17 protein-coding genes are annotated in these 16,271 nt (G+C 69.6%); 4 read left to right on the top strand and 13 right to left on the bottom strand.

Annotated elements, in window-relative coordinates; all coding sequences use genetic code 11:
* Positions 1-4: 4 nt before the first annotated feature.
* The 3 genes from rfbD to ACYVIO_RS09000 are packed head-to-tail and all read right to left on the bottom strand — an operon-like array spanning position 5 to position 3,665.
* Positions 5-832 carry a dTDP-4-dehydrorhamnose reductase gene (gene rfbD / locus ACYVIO_RS09010; RefSeq protein WP_460650196.1) on the bottom strand — a complete coding sequence of 276 codons (828 nt, stop codon included), beginning with the start codon at positions 830-832 and terminating at the stop codon, positions 5-7.
* On the bottom strand, positions 829-1,392 hold the full coding sequence (locus ACYVIO_RS09005; protein WP_460650195.1) for a dTDP-4-dehydrorhamnose 3,5-epimerase family protein: 564 nt from the start codon (positions 1,390-1,392) through the stop codon (positions 829-831). The genes rfbD and ACYVIO_RS09005 overlap by 4 nt, the downstream gene beginning before the upstream one ends.
* Positions 1,392-3,665 (bottom strand): hypothetical protein, encoded by a 2,274-nt coding sequence (locus ACYVIO_RS09000; RefSeq protein ID WP_460650194.1) that lies wholly within the window; start codon positions 3,663-3,665, stop codon positions 1,392-1,394. The genes ACYVIO_RS09005 and ACYVIO_RS09000 overlap by 1 nt, the downstream gene beginning before the upstream one ends.
* A gap of 181 nt (positions 3,666-3,846) precedes the next feature.
* Between ACYVIO_RS09000 and ACYVIO_RS08995 the strand changes: the two genes are divergently transcribed.
* Together ACYVIO_RS08995 and ACYVIO_RS08990 are read left to right on the top strand one after the other, a co-directional pair.
* The gene (locus tag ACYVIO_RS08995; protein ID WP_460650193.1) at positions 3,847-4,530 is read left to right on the top strand and encodes a class I SAM-dependent methyltransferase; all 684 of its coding nucleotides are present in this window, start codon (positions 3,847-3,849) and stop codon (positions 4,528-4,530) included.
* Between the two features lie 56 nt (positions 4,531-4,586).
* On the top strand, positions 4,587-5,315 hold the full coding sequence (locus tag ACYVIO_RS08990) for a glycosyltransferase family 2 protein (RefSeq protein WP_460650192.1): 729 nt from the start codon (positions 4,587-4,589) through the stop codon (positions 5,313-5,315).
* Between the two features lie 49 nt (positions 5,316-5,364).
* Here the strand turns inward: ACYVIO_RS08990 and ACYVIO_RS08985 are convergent, their stop codons facing one another.
* The 3 genes from ACYVIO_RS08985 to ACYVIO_RS08975 are packed head-to-tail and all read right to left on the bottom strand — an operon-like array spanning position 5,365 to position 8,519.
* A complete protein-coding gene (locus tag ACYVIO_RS08985) occupies positions 5,365-6,321 on the bottom strand; it encodes a helix-turn-helix transcriptional regulator (protein ID WP_460650191.1) in 957 nt (318 codons plus the stop codon).
* A gap of 43 nt (positions 6,322-6,364) precedes the next feature.
* Positions 6,365-7,570: a DUF2786 domain-containing protein gene (locus tag ACYVIO_RS08980; RefSeq protein WP_460650190.1), complete on the bottom strand. Its 1,206-nt coding sequence runs from the start codon at positions 7,568-7,570 to the stop codon at positions 6,365-6,367.
* Positions 7,571-7,583: 13 nt separating this feature from the next.
* Complete coding sequence (locus ACYVIO_RS08975) at positions 7,584-8,519, bottom strand: sigma-70 family RNA polymerase sigma factor (RefSeq protein WP_460650189.1); 936 nt, start codon at positions 8,517-8,519, stop codon at positions 7,584-7,586.
* A gap of 151 nt (positions 8,520-8,670) precedes the next feature.
* On the opposite strand from ACYVIO_RS08975, the gene ACYVIO_RS08970 reads away from it, so the two are divergent.
* Positions 8,671-8,946, top strand: coding sequence for a hypothetical protein (locus tag ACYVIO_RS08970; protein WP_460650188.1), 276 nt, complete (start codon positions 8,671-8,673; stop codon positions 8,944-8,946).
* Here the strand turns inward: ACYVIO_RS08970 and ACYVIO_RS08965 are convergent.
* The 6 genes from ACYVIO_RS08965 to ACYVIO_RS08940 form a co-directional block, all read right to left on the bottom strand.
* On the bottom strand, positions 8,940-9,743 hold the full coding sequence (locus ACYVIO_RS08965; RefSeq protein ID WP_460650187.1) for an LLM class flavin-dependent oxidoreductase: 804 nt from the start codon (positions 9,741-9,743) through the stop codon (positions 8,940-8,942). The two genes, ACYVIO_RS08970 and ACYVIO_RS08965, sit on opposite strands and share 7 nt — an antisense overlap.
* Before the next feature lie 60 nt (positions 9,744-9,803).
* A complete protein-coding gene (locus tag ACYVIO_RS08960) occupies positions 9,804-10,232 on the bottom strand; it encodes a hypothetical protein (RefSeq protein WP_460650186.1) in 429 nt (142 codons plus the stop codon).
* Complete coding sequence (locus ACYVIO_RS08955) at positions 10,216-10,962, bottom strand: SDR family NAD(P)-dependent oxidoreductase (RefSeq protein ID WP_460650185.1); 747 nt, start codon at positions 10,960-10,962, stop codon at positions 10,216-10,218. The genes ACYVIO_RS08960 and ACYVIO_RS08955 overlap by 17 nt, the downstream gene beginning before the upstream one ends.
* Positions 10,955-12,211: an AMP-binding protein gene (locus ACYVIO_RS08950; protein WP_460650184.1), complete on the bottom strand. Its 1,257-nt coding sequence runs from the start codon at positions 12,209-12,211 to the stop codon at positions 10,955-10,957. The genes ACYVIO_RS08955 and ACYVIO_RS08950 overlap by 8 nt, the downstream gene beginning before the upstream one ends.
* Positions 12,208-12,459 (bottom strand): acyl carrier protein, encoded by a 252-nt coding sequence (locus ACYVIO_RS08945; RefSeq protein WP_012918196.1) that lies wholly within the window; start codon positions 12,457-12,459, stop codon positions 12,208-12,210. The genes ACYVIO_RS08950 and ACYVIO_RS08945 overlap by 4 nt, the downstream gene beginning before the upstream one ends.
* Positions 12,460-12,658: 199 nt before the next feature.
* Positions 12,659-12,883, bottom strand: a complete 225-nt coding sequence (locus ACYVIO_RS08940) for a hypothetical protein (RefSeq protein WP_460650183.1) — start codon at positions 12,881-12,883, stop codon at positions 12,659-12,661.
* Between the two features lie 158 nt (positions 12,884-13,041).
* Here ACYVIO_RS08940 and ACYVIO_RS08935 point away from each other — a divergent pair, with 158 nt between their 5' ends.
* Positions 13,042-15,297 carry a hypothetical protein gene (locus tag ACYVIO_RS08935; RefSeq protein ID WP_460650182.1) on the top strand — a complete coding sequence of 752 codons (2,256 nt, stop codon included), beginning with the start codon at positions 13,042-13,044 and terminating at the stop codon, positions 15,295-15,297.
* An 84-nt stretch (positions 15,298-15,381) separates the two neighbouring features.
* Here the strand turns inward: ACYVIO_RS08935 and ACYVIO_RS08930 are convergent, their stop codons facing one another.
* Positions 15,382-16,269 (bottom strand): alpha/beta fold hydrolase, encoded by an 888-nt coding sequence (locus ACYVIO_RS08930; RefSeq protein ID WP_460650181.1) that lies wholly within the window; start codon positions 16,267-16,269, stop codon positions 15,382-15,384.
* Between the last annotated feature and the right edge of the window lie 2 nt (positions 16,270-16,271).

Below are 16,271 nucleotides of genomic sequence, written 5' to 3'. Positions count from 1 at the left end.
AGGCCTACAGCGTCTTCAGGTACGCCGCGAGCGCCTCACGCCAGTCGCGCATGGTGATCCCGGCCGCTTCCAGCGCCGACAGGTCGAGCGCGCTGTTCACCGGCCGCGGCGCGATCGTCTTGCCCCGCGCGTACTCCTCGGAGCTGATCGGCCGGACCTTGCACGAGCTGCCCTCGAGGATCGCCGCGGCGAAGTCGGCCCACGAGACCACGTCGCCAGCGCCGGTCGCGTGGTACGTGCCCGACGGCGCACCGCTGTCCAGCAGCGCGACCAGCGCCGCCGCCAGGTCCACCGTGTACGTCGGACGCCCGTACTGGTCGTCGACCACGGTCAGCTCGTCGCGGTCGGCGCCGAGCCGCAGCATCGTCCGCACGAAGTTCGGTCCGTCACCGAAGACCCAGCTGGTCCGCACCACGTAGTACGTCGGACTCAACCGCGCGGCCAGCTCGCCGGCCGCCTTGGTGATCCCGTAGACGCCCTGCGGGTCGATCCGGTGCTCCGCGGCCAGGAACCCCTCGCCGTCGCCGAACACGTAGTCCGTGCTGACGTGGACGAGCGGGATCTCCAGCCGGCGCGCGTGCCAGGCGAGGTTCGCGACACCGTTCGCGTTCACGTTCCACGCGGACAGCGTGCTCTCGGCGTCCTCGGCCTTGTCGACCGCGGTCCACGCCGCGGCGTTCACGATCGCGCTGATCCCGGACCAGTCGAAAGCATCCAGAGCCTCCCGCGACGTGATGTCCAAGTCCGCGGACGTCACCGCCCGGGCCTCAGGTAGTTGCGCCGCCAGGGCCTTCCCGAGCTGCCCACCGGCACCGGTGACAAGGATCGTCACGAGAAGTCCCAGTCGACGCGGATCGGCGCGACGTCCTCGAGCATCGGGTGCCCGGCGTCCTTCTCGCTGTAGATCAGCTGGTCCTTCGGCAGCGGCCACGGGACGTTCAGCTGCGGGTCGAACAGGTTGACCAGCGTGTACTTGGCGTCCGGCGACCAGTGCGCGTTGACCAGGTAGTTGTAGACCGTGTTCGGCTCCAGCGTGCAGAACGAGTTGCCGCAGCCGCGCGGGACGTAGAGCCCCTGCCGCGGCGTCAGCTCGAAGGTCTCCAGCCGGCCGAAGCCCGGGCCCTCGCGCAGGTCGACGATCGCCGTGAACACCTTGCCGTACGCCGGGGAGATGTACTTGTCCCACGGCTCGGCGTGGATCCCCCGCGTCACGCCGACCTCGGCGTTGAAGGAGACGTTGTTCTGCACGATCTCCAGGTGCGGCAGGCCGAGCTTCTCCAGCTTCTCGGCCTGGAAGCTCTCCTTGAACCAGCCGCGGCCGTCGTCGAAGACCTGCAGCTCGACGTGCAGCAGACCCGGGATGCTGGTCTCGGTCAGGGTCGGTCCGGTCATCATCCTGCCTTGGTGAACTCGTAGACGGCGGCACTGCCGTTGCGGTAGCGCTCCTTGGCGAACGGCTCGAGCGTGTCCGCGTGCGGTCGGGTGAACTCGACGTAGATCCAGCGCACGCCGAGGTCCTTCAGCTGCTGGGCCTTGGCCGCGTCCGGCTGGGCGATGAAGCTGTCGTTCAGCTGCAGGATCTCAGGCTTCCAGTAGTCGACGGTGATCGAGTCCCGGCCGTCGGGTCCGAGCTTGTTCGCCTCGACGGTCGGCGTCCACGCCTCGACCAGCATCTGCCGCTCGGAGTACGCGCCGACCACGAACCGCCGGCTGTCGCACTTCTTCGGCTCGATCGGCGTCGTGCAGTGCCGGTTCGTCATCACGACGTCGTTCACGTCGGAGTGGTCCCGGATCCACCGGGCCGCGGCGATCTGCTCGGTACCGACCGCCAGGTACGCCTCCGGCTTCACCGACTTGAGCGCCGGGACCGGCGTGGCCTCGATCTGGATCCGGGTCACCATCGTGACGCCGCCGGCCAGGATCGCGACCGTGATCGCGGCGAAGAACGCGGTGAACCGCATCCGTGGGGTGAGGAACCAGGCGACCGCTCCGGCGACCACCAGCACGGCCAGGCCGACCAGGATCATCTTGGTCGCGTGGATCAGGCCGCCGTGGTTGGGCTGGATCAGCCCGATCGTCCAGATCGGCAGCAGGATGAAGAACGGGCCGAAGGCCAGGCCGATCAGCACCGCGCGCCACCAGCGGCTCTGCAGCTCGCGGACCATGGTGACCAGGCCGACGGCCGAGCCGATCGCGAGCAGCGGGCCCGCCGTACGGGCGAAGTAGTACTGACTGGCGCCCGGGTGGCTGAAGACCGCGACCGCTGCCGCGCCGGCGAATCCGCCGCCGATCAGCAGCCAGGTCGCCGGGTCGCGACGTCCTTCGGCGGTCTTGAGCCGCCAGAGCAGGCCGGTCCCGCGCGCGAGGATCGCCAGTACGGCGACCAGCGAGGAGAACGCCATCGAGGTCGTGGTGATCGCGCCGACCCGGGTGATCGCCGGGGTCGACATCGCCGCGTCGTGGAACTGGACGTGCAGCCCGGAATCCGAACCCTGGAACACGACCACGAGCGCCACGATCAACGCGCCGGCCGTCAGTACGCCGTCCAGGAACAAGCCCTTCAGCCGCGAGCGGTCGAACAGGATCATCGCCACGAAGGCGAGCCCGACACCGGCCACGACCAGCGGCATCGTCGAGCCCTTGGTGCCCGAGGCCGTCAACGCCAGCAGGGGAATCAGCAGCAGGCCGAGCCGGCCCATCTGGTTGCGCCAGCGGAAGACCAGCAGGATCACGATCGCGATCAGCAGCGGCACGGACGGCGCGAGGCTCGGCGACAGCGGGGCCATCGGGTAGCCCAGGGTGGTCAGGCCGAACAGGTTCAGCTCGGAGCCGGCGATGCAGAGCAGCGCGGCGACCGGACCGGTCCACGCGACGCCGGTGATCCGGACGGCGGCGATCGCGACGACCAGGACGATCGCCAGCGGCATCAGGGCCGGCATGAAGCGGAACAGCACCTCGTCCAGGCCGATGCCGGAGACCGTGGCCACCTGCGCGATCCAGGCGTGGCTGAACCAGTGGTAGGCCATCGGGGCGTTCTCGACCCAGGGAAAGCTGATCGGGCCGCGGTGCTGGAGCTGGCCGGACATCGCCAGGTGCAGGTACGCGTCGATGTACGGCGCCCGGAAACCGCTGGCCCACTCGAGCGGCTCACGGTGGTAGTACTGCCGCAGGTCCTGCAGGCCGAACAGCGAGGTCGCCGCGACCGCAGGCATCCACCACAGCGGGAGGGTGCTGGTCCGGACGCGGCGGATGCGGGCCCGGCTCCGCGGAACCGCCAGCAGGACGACCGCCAGCGCCAGCGGGAGCGCGGCCGAGAGCCACGGCCACTGCAGGAGACCGGCCACGATCTGCGCCCCGATCGCCAGCATGAAGCCGACGGCCAGGCCCATCATCACGTCCTCGATCCACCAGCCCCGGTTCGGACGGACGCACCGCCACACCAGGACACCCGGCAGCAACTGCGTCACCACCAGTCCCAGCAGGCCCAGAATCGCTGCGCTCGCAGGAAGATCGGCCCGTACGGCGGTGGTCAGGAAGAACGCGACGGCCAGCAGCAGCACCAGTGCACTGACCGCGGTGGAGGGCCACCGGCCGAACCGCGATCCGGTCTTCTTCTCCGGAGGTGTCGTCGCGACAGGGGACGACAACTCGGCGGTCTGTGACATCAAAGCTCCTGACAAACGGGAATTACGCACAGTGCACGGGCCGGGGCGCGGCGGCCGGGTCGGGCAGCAGCATAGCCCCGTCGCCAGGGCAACCCGACGGCGTCGGGGGGCATCTAACCCGTCGCGCTGGTAGGGTGACCCGCTGATGCGCGCACGGCGCACGCTTCCGAGGAGAGCTATCTTGTCCGACGATCCCCTCGCCCAAACACCGCAGAGCGGCGAGCCGGACGGCACGTACGTGTCGAACTACTTCGAAACCCGTCTGGCGCACAACGCGAACCGGACCAAGATCTGGCAGCACCTCTGCAAGTACCTGCAGAAGTGGGTCAGCACCGACGCCGAGGTGCTCGAGCTCGGGGCGGGCTGGTGCGACTTCTCGAACAACGTGCAGGCCAAGCGCGTCGTCGCGATGGACCTCGACAGCACGGTGGACCGCGCCGCCGCCGCGCACGTCGAGCCGGTGATCGGTGACTGCACCGATCTGGGCAAGTTCGAGGACGGCACCTTCGACGTCGTCTTCGCCTCGAACCTGCTGGAGCACCTGGACCGCGACTCCTCGAACCGGCTGCTCGCCGAGGCCAAGCGGGTGCTGCGGCCCGGTGGCCGGCTGATCCTGATGCAGCCGAACTTCCGGCTGAACCCGGGCCGGTACTTCGACGACTTCACCCACGTCGCGATCTTCACCGACCAGTCGCTGCAGGACTACCTGGTCGCCGAGGGCTGGAAGATCGACGCGGTGAAGGCGAAGTTCATGCCTTTGACGCTGAAGTCCAAAGGCGGCAACCTGACCTTCGTGGTGCCGTGGTACCTGCGCTCGCCGATCAAGCCGCTGGCCGGGCAGATGCTCGTCGTCGCGTCCCGCTGACCCAAGACGGAAAACCCGATAGGTGCAGAAACGTGTTCAACGGTAAAACACTGTCCGTGGTCCTTCCGACCTACAACGAGAAGGACAGCATCGCCGACGTCATCCGCCGGTTCGACAAGCTCGGCGTGGTCGACGACATCCTGGTGATCAACAACAACGCGGCCGAGGGGACCTCCGAGGAGGTCGCCTCGACCAACGCGCGGGAGATCATCGAGACCACGCAGGGCTACGGTGCGGCGATCCGGCGCGGGCTGCGCGAGGTCGACACCGACCTGGTCTGCGTCTGCGAGCCGGACGGCACGTTCAACCCCGAGGACCTGCTGAAGCTGCTGTCGTTCTCCGGCGAGTGCGACGTCGTGGTCGGCTCCCGGACGGTGGCGAACTTCATCTGGGACGGCGCCAACATGGGCTGGTTCCTGCAGTTCGGCAACTGGGCGGTGGCCAAGATGCTCGAGGTGCTGTTCAACACCGCCTCGATGAGCGACGTCGGCTGCACCTTCCGGGTGATCACCCGCGAGCACGTCCAGACGATCTCGGACCGGGCGACGCTGAACGGTTCGGCCTTCGGCCTGGAGATGCTGCTGACCTCGGTCGTCACCCGGGCGCGGATGGTGCAGATCCCGGTGAACTACCACCCGCGGGTCGGCGTCTCGTCGGTGACCGGCGACTTCGGCAAGACCGTCACGCTCGGCCTGGAGATGATCCGGCTGATCCTGAAGACCCGGCTGAAGACCATCGGCCGGCGCCCGCGCCGCGCCACCACGACGGCCAGCGCGACCGTCTGAGCTGTTTTTCAGAAGCACCCGGTACGACGTACCGGGTGCTTCGTCGTTCCTACGGCTTGGCGGCGGCGATGAGCCGGGCGGCGAGGTCCTGGAGGGCATCGCGCAACTCGGGTGGTTCGACGACCTGGAAGGGCACGCGGACGAAGGCCAGGCGTTCGGCGTACCACTCGGGGTCGTCGGTGCTGCCGACCAGGCGGGAGCGGTCCGGGCCGAGATCCTCGAGCCGGCCGAGGCTGCCGGGGGTGCAGCGGGCGATCTGCTCGGCGCTCGCCTCGAAGACGATCTCGACCTCGTACCGCCAGCCCGCGGAGAGGTGGTCCTGGACGGCCTGCGCCGGGTCGAGTGCCTCGGGCGGGGTGAACGTGTCGGGCAGCGGCTCGGCCGACACGATCCGGTCGATCCGGAGGACCCGCTGCGCGTCGCGGGAGTGCGACCAGCCGAGCAGGTACCAGCGTCCGTGCCGCACGCTGACCGCCCACGGGTCGATGTCCATGGTGAACGGCTCGGCATCGCACTCGCGACGCTGATAGCCCAGCCGGAGCCGACGACGATCCGTGCACCCCCGTACGACGGCCGCCGTGATCTCCGGATCCGGCATCGCGAGCCGCGACCCCGGTGGGATCATCGCGCGGATCGCGTCGGCCGGGCCCGCGACGGCGGTCGGCAGCACCCGGATGATCTTGGCCAGCGCGCTGCCGGCCGGGTCGGTCACGTCGGAGACGCTGTGGTGACCGCCGAGCGCGGCCATCATCAGGCCGAGCGCCTCGGCGGTCGAGAACATCAACGGCGGCACCCGGAACCCGCGGCCGATCCGGTACCCGCCGTACCGGCCGGAGGTCGACTCGATCGGGATCCCCGCCTCGCGCAGGATCCCGACGTACCGACGGGCAGCGCGATCGGTCACCCCGAGCCGCCGCCCGAGCCGATCGCCGGTGATACCCGGGCTGTTCTGGATCAGCTCCAGCGCCAGCAACGCCTTCGCTGTCGGGCTCGCGTCGTCGTCCATCCCATCCCCCGTGTCCCGGAAGCAGATCGTCCGCGAACCCAGGCTAGCGGGTGACCGGGCGGTGGGTGTCGAGCTGGGCGAGGTCGGCGGCGGTCAGGCCGGCGTGCCAGCCGGCGCCGTTGGTGATTCTCGTACGACGGGTGACGGTTTCGGGGAAGAGCTTGGTGAAGAGGGCGTCGACCTGCTTCTCGCGGCGGCTCAGCACCGGGAGGAGCCTGTCCTGGTCGACCTCGGGGACGGCGGAGCGGGCCTTCTCGGCGGTGGCCTGCAGGCGTTCGCCGATCCGCTGCGCGTAGGCCATCAGGAAGGACTGCCGGAACGAGCGGGTCCGGGACTCGCCGCGAATGCCGTAGTGCTTGCCTGAGGCAAGCATCGCGCGGTTGGCCTGGACCAGCAGGGACGTGGCCAGCAGCTCGGTCAGCTGCAGGTCGAGGTCGGCACCGACGATCGTGACGACGGCGAGCTGGTCCTGCGTCACGGTCCGGCAGCCGTTGGCGTCGGCGACGACACCGACGAGCTGCGCTTTCGCTGTCACATAAGGGGTTTCGACCCAGATCCGGCGCGCGCCCGAGTCGTCGGGCAGATCGAGATCGGGGCCGGCGTCGAGCAGCGCGTGGTCGAGCGAGAACTTCGCCATCAGCTCCTGCGCCTTACCCGACAACGCCTCCGCCTCGTCGGGGAACTCGGTCGCCTCCGCCTTCGCGAGCAGGGCCCGGACGCGGGCCAGCATCTTGCGGTCGGTCCCCGACTGCTGCGTGCGGTTGGCGGCCTTGCGCTGGGCCGTGCCGGGCAGCGGGAACAGGCGGGCCATGCCCTGCAGCCCGTACAGGAAGGCGGCCAGCTGGAGCGTCAGGTCGAGGGCCAGGTAGCGCCCGATCCGCTGCGCGGCAGACCAGTTGGTCAGGTCGAGGTCGTCGAACGGATGCTGGAGTCCCAGGTCCGCCAGCTGATCGGACCAACGCGAGTCGATGGTGCTCGGCTTGTACGCGCGGTGCTCGGCGGCGATCAGCGCGGTCAGCAACGGCTCAACGCCAGGCTCCAGGCGCCGCCGAGCATGCTGCACGACGTCCATCGGCGTCCAGCCGCGCTCCCAGCTCGTCCGCAGCAGGTCGGTCAGGTACTTGCGCAGCACCCGGTCGACCAGTTGCTGGTCCTGCTCGTCGTACCGGCCGAGCTCGGCGAGATGCAACTCGGGCTGCAACGCGACCGTCGCTCGCTGCAGGACCTGCAGTACTTCCGCTTCACTCACACTCTCCAGTCTGTCAGGTCCTACTGACAGGCAGCCCGAAGGCCGCGAACAGGTCCGGCCGGTGGAACGCCATTACCGCCGCGATCCCGTCCTTGCTGAGCGTGAGGACCTGGATCGCGTAGCCGTGCCAGGCCTGGTCGCGGCCGCGCAGGTAGACGCCGAAGGCCGGCTGGCCGTTGGCGGCGGTCTCGACCATCAGGCGGCGGCCTTCTCCGGCCGGCAGCTTGTCTTCCAGCAGCTTGAGGACGTTGGTCCGGCCGGAGAACCAGGTGGGTACAGGCGGCATCTCCCAGCGGGTGTCGGCCGTCAGCAGTCCTTCCAGCGCGACCAGATCGCCCTGCTCGAAGGCAGTGGCGTACTGGTCGAGCAGCGCACGGCGTACTGGCTCTTCCGGCTCGCTGAACTGGTCCTCCGCCGGTGAGAGCCGGGCCAGCTCGGCCCTGGCTCGCTGGAGCGAGCTGTTCACGGCTGCGGTCGTCGTCTCCAGCAGGTCGGCCACCTCGGCCGCCGGCCAGGCCAGCACCTCCCGCAGGATCAGTACGGCGCGCTGCCGCGGCGGGAGGTGCTGCAGGGCCGCGACCATCGCCAGCCGGAGGGTCTGCCGGTTGCCGACCACCAGCGCCGGGTCCAGCAGGTCAGGAAACGGCTCCAGCCAACTGGTCTCCAGTGCCTGCGCCTCCAGGTCGTTCGGGTCGTTGCCTGGCGCACCGAGCGCGGACGGGACGACCCGGCGGCTGCTGTGCTGCAGGGCATTGAGGCAGACGTTCGTGGCGATCCGGTAGAGCCAGGTCTTCACCGACGAACGTCCCTCGAAGGAGTCGAAGCTCTTCCAGGCCCGCAGGTAGGTCTCCTGCACCGCATCCTCGGCGTCGTGCAGGGACCCGAGCATCCGGTAGCAGTGCGCGACCAGTCCCCCGCGATACTGCGCGAACTCGTCCTCCAGGCTCACACCCGCATCTCTGCCCTGTCTCACTGCGTCCTCCAGAAAAGTGTCGCCGTTACACGTACTGACAGCTCCCACCCCCTGTACTCATCGCTGCGATGAGTTTTGCGACCCTGCGCGGTCTACAGCTGCGACAACCACAACCCAGGAGGACCTCATGAGCAGCTCAGTGATTCGCTATCGCACCAAGGTCGACGCCGCCGACGAGAACCAGCGGCTGATCGAGAAGGTCTTCGCCGGGCTGGCCGAGACCCGGCCCGAAGGCCTGGCCTACGCGAGCTACCGCCTCGATGACGGCGTCACCTTCGTCCACGTCGTCACCGGCGACGGCCTGCTGGACCTGGCCGCCTTCCAGGAGTTCCAGAAGGGACTGGCAGACCGCCTGGACACCCCAGTCGACCGAGAGCCGGCCACCCGGGTCGGCAGCTACTGACGGGGAGGCCCAGCGGCCAGACGGCGACTGACCTGGTCCATGCGCTCCGGTGAGTGGTGCGGCATCTCCCAGCGCGTCTCGAGCCACCAGGTCGCACCGGCGTCCGCCCAGGGCTTCACCTCGGCTGCGGCGGTGGAGGGGTCGGTCTCCCCCTCCGCCACCACGTCCAGCTCCGGCCGGGCGCCGCGCTCGCTCAGCCAGGCACGCAGCGCGGTCAGCTCGGCCGGGCTCGCCTCCCCGGCGTACTGGGGTAGTACGCCGTCGCAGCGCAGCACTCGGCGCATCGACTTGGGCCGCGGCCAGGCACCGACCACCCAGATCGGGATCCGCTCCTGAACCGGTCGCCCGACCACCGTCAGGTCGTCCCGGACGGACTCGTACGTGTAGTGCTCGCCCTGGTAGGCCTGGCCGCCGTCCCAGAGCGTGCGGACCAGGTCGATGCCCTCGTCCATCATCGCGGCCCGCGTCCGCAGGTCGAGCTCCTCGCCGGTCGACGGCAGATCCGTCTCGACCGCGCCGAGACCGACCGCCAGGATCGCCCGGCCGTTCGACAGCTGGTCGAGGGTCGCGACCTGACTGGCCACCTTCCATGGCCGTCGCCACGGGAGCGGGGTGAGCATCGTGCCGAGCTTGATCCGGGTGGTCCGGGCCGCGATCGCGCTCAGCAGCCCCCAGGCATCGACGCCGTACGCCGCCTCCCAGACGAAGATGCCGTCCCAGCCGGACTCCTCCGCGAGAACGGCCTGCGCGAGCTGCTCGGGCGCGCTGCCGCCCGGAAGGATCATCCCGAATCTCATGGACCCGTTCCTATCGCGGATCGGGTCCAGCCTGAAGGGCTGCCAGTCGAGTCAGCAAGGTCAAGCCGGACCGACCGACGGCGCCAGGCTCGGCGCCCGCCCGGTCGACGGAGCGAGGGCCACCGAGACGATCAGTGGCCCGACCTCCAGCGTCCGCCATTCCCCTGCAAAGGATGCCGGTACGTCGAGCCCGTGCTGCGGCCACCAGGCCAGCATCGGTACGTCGGCGAGTTTGCACAGGCACTCCGACCGGGTCCAGCGCTCCCAGAACTCATCGGTCCCGAAGCGCTTCGCCAACGGCGAAGGGACCTTCTGGTCGGCGTACTCCGCGTCGACGACCACGGACCAGCCCGCCGGCGGTTCGCCGTACCAGCCGACGCAGGCGAAGTCGGGCAGGTGCGACCGCGTGACCGCGTCGGCCATCTCGGCGACCGAGCCCACCCGGAGGTGGGACTCGGCGCGCGCGAGCAGATCAGATACCGGCGGCACCGTCGATGACGATCGCCTGGCCGTTGATGTTCGTGTTCTCCAGCAGCAGCATCCGGACCACCGGGACGACCTCGTCCGGCTCGGTCAGGTGACCGGTCGGCGTGCGCCGGACGATCTGGTCGAGCTGGGTCTGGCCGAGCACCGCGGACATGTCCGAGGCGAAGAAGCCGGGGGCCACCGAGTTCACCAGCACGCGGCCGCCGAGCTCACGGGCCATCGACCGGGTGGCCGAGTCCATGCCGCCCTTGGTGGCCGAGTAGGCGACCAGGCCGGGGAAGCCACGCTGACCGCAGATCGAGGTGATGTTGACGACCCGGCCCTTGAGGCCCTTGGCCATCATCCGGCGCAGCACGTACCGGGTCAGCACCAGCGGCGCGGTCAGGTTGGTCTGGATGATCTGCGCGATCTGGTCCGCCGAGGTGTGCACGTGCAGCGAGTCCTGGCCGATCGCGGCGTTGTTCACCAGGCCGTCGATCGGGCCGAGCTTGGCCTCGACCTCCTTGACGAACGCCTGGGTGGCCTTCTCGTCGTTCAGGTCGACCGCACCGGCGTGCACCTGGTCGGGGTACTTCTCGGCCAGGGCGGCGATCTCCGGCGTCACCGAGCGGGCGAACGCCGCGACCTTCACGCCCGCGTCGATCAGCCCGGTGACGATGGCCAGGCCGAGGCCGCGGGAGCCGCCGGACACCAGTACGACGGTCGACGGCGGAACCAGAGTGACTTCAGACATCGCTTTTCAGGGTCTCCTTCTGGGGAATCTCGGCCAGGAAGCGGATCCGGCGCGGTACGCCGTAGTCCGGCAGCCTGTTCGTGCACCACTGCACGAGGTCGGCGTCGGTGACCGGTCCGAGGTCGGGGTTCAGCACGACCTCGGCGGCGACCATCCGGCCGACCAGCGGGGCCTTGCGGGCGAACACCCGGGCCCAGGCGACGGCCGGGTGGGCCATCAGCACGTTGCGGACCAGGCCCGCGGACACCTTCGACCCGCCGACGTTGATCTCGTCGGTGTCGAGCCGGCCGGTGATCAGCACCCGGTCGTCGACGAACTCGACCCGGTCGCCGGTCCGGTGCGCGCCCTCGAGACCCGCGCCGTGGTGCGGGGAGGCGATCACCAGCTCGTCGCCGTCGACCGACAGCTTCGGGCGCTCCGACTCGGGGTCGGGGTCGCGGTCCAGCCAAGCCTTCGGGAAGCCGGCCTTGCCGTCGTGGACGACGATCGAGGCGCCGACCTCGGACGAGGCGTAGATCCAGGAGATCCGGGCGTTCGGGAACAGGTCGGCCAGCTGGTCCAGGATCGCCTGGTCGACCGGCTCGCCGCCGAGCGTGATCTGCTCCAGCGGGACCTTCGACAGCGCCTCGGAGTCACGGAAGATCGTCTGCCGCCAGAACGTCGGCGTACCGGACGCGGCGGTGACGCCGTGCTCGGCGGCGATCTGCGGCCAGGTCTCCAGCTCGGACGGCTCGATCACGACCAGGCCCTGGTCGGCCTGGGTCAGCGAGATGGTGATCACCTGCCACCACGCGTACGTGCCCGGCGAGTACGGGACCAGCCAGGTGCGCGGCTGCTGCTTGCCGCGAACGGTGGTCAGCGACTCGAGCGTGTGGCCGATCCGCTTCGGGCGGCCGGTCGAACCGGAGGTGAGCAGCCAGACGCGGCCCGACTCCTCGACCCGCTTCAGCCGGGCCGGGGTCACCGAGTGCTCGTCGCCGTTGGCGATCACGACCGCGAAGCCGGACTCGCCGAGCTCCTCGCGCATCGCCAGGTCGACCCGGGACGACGTCGCCACCAGCAGCTCGGTGCCGTGCACCGCGTGATGCCGTACGGCGGCCAGCGCGTCCGCGCCGTTGTCGACCAGGACCGCGGCCGGCGACGGCAGCTGGGGCAGCTTGTGCAGGGTCCGCCAGGTCAGCTTCTTCCCGCCGACGACGACCGTGTTGTCGTCGCCGATCAGGGCGGTGCTGCGACGCTGCGCGGTCACGCCGACTGGAGCTGCTCGATGAAGTCCAGAACGTCGCCGACCTTGGCGATCTGCCGCAGTCCGGGAGCATCGAAGTTCAGCTCGTCGCCGATCTCGTCCTCGACCCGCAGGGCCAGCTCGGAGAAGTCCAGGGAGCGGAAGCCGATCTCCCGCAGGTCGGCGCTGTCGTCGCTGGGAAGTTCCTTGCCCTGCGCCTTCATCACCTCGCCCATCAGGTCCCGGATCTGGGCGCGCGTCAACTCACTCATAGGCCAAGACTCTAGCGTCAGACACTGGGGGTCGACGATTCGCGGGACCCCCGCGGTGGTTGATGTCACTTTCTGCCTGCCTGGCTGGCGTGGGGTGGGGAGGTGCGGGTCGGCGGGGGCTGGCGGCGAGCAAGCTCGCAGATATGCCCCGGGGTTGGGATGCGCGAGCCTCTCGGGGTGCTGGGCTGGATCCAACAATTCATGCGACGGGTGGCTGGTACTTGTTGGGTTCATTGGTGGCTGGCGCGTTGTTCAGTCCGCGATGGGTGGTTGGTGCGTTGTTCTCTCCGCGGACGAGGGTGCGGACGCGGCGGACTCGGTCTTTGATCTCCCAGCCGATGAGGGCGATGAGTGGGGCTGCCGCGGCGGTGGCGGCGAGCAGGATCTCTTCTACGGGGAAGCCGGCGATGTGCTGAGCGGGCATGGTGCCTCCCTGTCACGGGTCTTCACTCAGGGTAAGCGGGTGATGCGATGGGGTAAACGGCTCGGCGGTGACGTTTCGGGGGCGACTACCGTTGGGGGAGAACTTTTGGTCGCCCACGGGTCTCTCTCCGTGTGCAGGAGCTGCGGAGGGAGTACGGGGTGAGCCGACCGGGCCGGGCGATGTCGGTGGCGGCGCTGGCGAGTCTGCCGGTGCTGCCGCTGGGCTGGTTCGTCGGGCTGCAGGCGCATCCGCCGTGGGTCGCTGCGGCGTACCTCGGCTACTTCCTCGTCGTGCTCGCCGTGCCGGGCACGATGTTCTGGCGGCGCCTGACCGGCGGCTCCGGCTGGTTCGCTGTCGACGCAGTGCTCGGTACGACGTTCGGCCTGGCCTGCGAGGTCCTGATCTACCCGCTCGGCCGCTGGCTCGACATCCCGCTGGCAGCGCTGGTGATGCCCGCCCTGGCGCTCGGACTCTTCCTGGCCGTGCCGAGCAAGACGCGCTCGACCAAACCGACCCCCTGGTGGTCAGTGGCCGGCGTGATGGTCGTGGCCGGAGTAGTCGCGGCCTGGTTCGTCCGGGTCGGCTCCCGGGTCATCCCGCTCGACGGACCGGCCGCTCTGCGTCCCAACTCGGACTCACCGTTCCAGCTGTCGCTGGCAGCCGAGCTGACTCACCACTTCCCGCCGCAGGTCCCGTACGTCGCCGGAGAGCCGCTGACGTACCACTGGATGGCCTACAACCACATCGCCTCGGCGCACTGGATCACCGGCATCGAACTGGACGTCCTGACCCAGCGGGTGGTCCCGTTCGCCTTCCTGCTGCTGACCACGCTGGCCGCCGCGGCAGTCGGCATGGTGCTCACCGGCCGGGCACTGGCCGCGCCGATCGCCGCCGGACTGACCGTGCTCGCCGGAGACCTCGGTCCGTGGGGCTGGACGGTCACCAACACCCTGTACCACGACAGCCCGCTGTCGATGGGCCAGATGATCAGCCCGACGCAGGCCTTCTCCACAGTGCTCATGCTGCCGCTGATCGCCGTCACCGCTCAGCTCCTGCGGCGCCCACCGGGCCAGACCAGGAAGCAGCTCGCCGGACTGTTCCTGGTGGCCGGCATCCTGATCAGCGTCCTCTCGATCAGCAAGGCCACCGCACTGCCCGTGTACGGCGCCGGACTGGCCGCCGCGTGGATCTACCTGACCATCAAGGCCCGTCGCCTCAACCTGCGCGCGCTGGTGCTCGGCGTGACCGTCGCGGCGACGTACGCGTTCAACTTCTTCGTCGTACTGCGCGGTGCGAGCCAGGGCATGGAGTACAAGCCCGTCGGGACCTACCGGACCATGCTGGACGGCATGCTGCGCGGCATCGACCCGTCGGTGCCGGTCGGCCGCTCGGTGCTGCTCATCGTGACCGCGGCCGTGGTGATCGGCTGGCTGATGCCCGCAGCGGGCGCGCTGCTGATCAGGCGACGGCTGCCGCGCGACCCGATGGTGGTGTTCCTGCTGGCCGGGCTGATCGGAGCCGTCGCGGCCACCAGCCTGCTCTACCACTACAGCCAGGCTCAGGTATTTTTCGTCCGAACCGCCTTTGTCTACGGGGTTCTGCTCGCCGCATGGGGTCTGGCCTCGCTGGAGCGCCGGCAGTACCTGGTGGTCGGTCCGGCCCTGGCGATCGGCGTCGTAGCGATCTACATGGGCAGAGCCCAGACCAAGACGCTGATCCGCGACTGCCAGGACACGAGCTGCCTGGACAGGATCTTCTCCGCGCCGCTCACCGCCGCCGTGATCCTGACGGCCGCCGGCATCGTCATCCTGGGCCTGAGCATCCGCCGGCGGTCGCGTACGGCCCGGACCTGGGCGATCATCGCCGTCTGCGCGTTGCTCGGGCTGACCGTCTCGCCGACCGTGGTCGGCCTGCGGCAGTTCGCGTTCCCGCCGCAGACGGCGTACGACTCGATCGCTCCCGGTGGGATCGACGCGGCCCGGTTCATCCGGCGTCAGTCCGGTCCGGACGACCTGATCGCGACCAACATCCACTGCCACGCGCCGACCGGTCCGCGCTGCCACACCGGCTCGTTCTGGATTCCCGCGTACGCCGAACGCCGCGTCCTGGTCGAGGGCTGGTCGTACACCGCGAAGGCGAACGACGTGCACACCTCGACCGAGGCGTCGTACGGGCCCTTCTGGGACAAGGAAAAGCTGAAGGTCAACGACGAGGCCTTCACCGCGCCGACCCGCGAGGTGCTGGACCGCCTGCGCACGCAGTACGGCGTGCGCTGGCTGCTCGCCGACGACCGGGTGAACCCGGCGCCGGAAAACCTGGAGAAGCTGGCCGAACTGCGTTTCCAGTCCGGCACTGTGCGCGTCTACCAGCTCTACCCGCCAAGGGTCGGCGCCGGTTCCACCCCGATCAGCTAGCCCTCATCAGGTTGGCTTCGATCTCTCCACTGTGAACGCTGTGTGCTGTCATGCCCACAACACGGCGCTCGGGTCCGGCGGCGTTCACCGAGGCGTTGTGAGGTGGGGCACACGACTCTTCACGAACCCGGTGACCGCCGCAGCGAACGCCTCGGGCTCCTCGACGTGGCCGAAGTGACCGCTGTGCTCCAGGAAGACCAGCTCGGCGTCCGGGATCAGCGCGGCGAGCTCCTCGCTCCACCGGGGACCGCAGATCGGGTCGAACCGGCCGCCGATCACCAGCGCGGGGACCGTCAGCCCGCCGAGCAGCGGCCGGTCGTCGATCGGGTCCGGCGCACCGTCCGCGCCGACCGCCTCGACGTAGGTGCCGCCCACGCCGGCGCGCAGCGTCGCGAACTCCTGCTCGCGCGGACCCCAGTAGTCCGCCAGGTACGACGGAATGATGCCTTGGGCAACCTTGGTGAACTCCTCGTCGTTGCTGATGCTTCCCATCGCCTGGACGACGGCCAGCACCTCCGCCAACGCCGGGTTGCTCGCATTCCGGGCGGCGAACGCCGCGAAGTTGCGGCCGGCCTCCTCGCCGAACTCCGGCCCGGTCGCGGGAGCACTGTCGTACAGGACGACGCCGGCCAGACGGTCGGCGTGGTGCAGCGCGAAGTGCTGGGCCACGAAGCCGCCGTGGGAGTGCCCGAGCAGGTGGACCGGGCCGACGCCGAGGTCGTCGACCACAGCGGCCAGCCGCTCGGCGTACTGGTCCCGGACGTAACCGCGCGGGTGGGACGGGAGCCGTCCGGAGTCGCCGGTGCCGACCGGCTCGACGTACACGACCTGCAGGTGCTGCTCGACGACGGGCATCCGCAGGTACTCCCAGTTGATCCCTGGGCCGCCGGAGTGCGCGACGAGGGTCGGTCCGCTGCCGTGCACGTGGTAGCGCTGGGTGATGCCGTCGACCTCGATGGTGTGAGTAGTCATGC

Source organism: Kribbella endophytica, assembly GCF_054781295.1.
Note: the sequence above shows the minus strand (reverse complement) of the source record. Positions and strands in the feature narration are given on the sequence as shown.

What these genes read in the sequence shown, in the direction of transcription:
- ACYVIO_RS08930 (WP_460650181.1), bottom strand. Translation starts at nt 16,269, where the DNA reads ATGACTACTCACACCATCGAGGTCGACGGCATCACCCAGCGCTACCAC.
- ACYVIO_RS08945 (WP_012918196.1), bottom strand. Translation starts at nt 12,459, where the DNA reads ATGAGTGAGTTGACGCGCGCCCAGATCCGGGACCTGATGGGCGAGGTG.
- ACYVIO_RS09005 (WP_460650195.1), bottom strand. Translation starts at nt 1,392, where the DNA reads ATGACCGGACCGACCCTGACCGAGACCAGCATCCCGGGTCTGCTGCAC.
- ACYVIO_RS09000 (WP_460650194.1), bottom strand. Translation starts at nt 3,665, where the DNA reads ATGTCACAGACCGCCGAGTTGTCGTCCCCTGTCGCGACGACACCTCCG.
- ACYVIO_RS08940 (WP_460650183.1), bottom strand. Translation starts at nt 12,883, where the DNA reads ATGCCCGCTCAGCACATCGCCGGCTTCCCCGTAGAAGAGATCCTGCTC.
- ACYVIO_RS08970 (WP_460650188.1), top strand. Translation starts at nt 8,671, where the DNA reads ATGAGCAGCTCAGTGATTCGCTATCGCACCAAGGTCGACGCCGCCGAC.
- ACYVIO_RS08985 (WP_460650191.1), bottom strand. Translation starts at nt 6,321, where the DNA reads ATGGACGACGACGCGAGCCCGACAGCGAAGGCGTTGCTGGCGCTGGAG.
- ACYVIO_RS08955 (WP_460650185.1), bottom strand. Translation starts at nt 10,962, where the DNA reads ATGTCTGAAGTCACTCTGGTTCCGCCGTCGACCGTCGTACTGGTGTCC.
- ACYVIO_RS08965 (WP_460650187.1), bottom strand. Translation starts at nt 9,743, where the DNA reads ATGAGATTCGGGATGATCCTTCCGGGCGGCAGCGCGCCCGAGCAGCTC.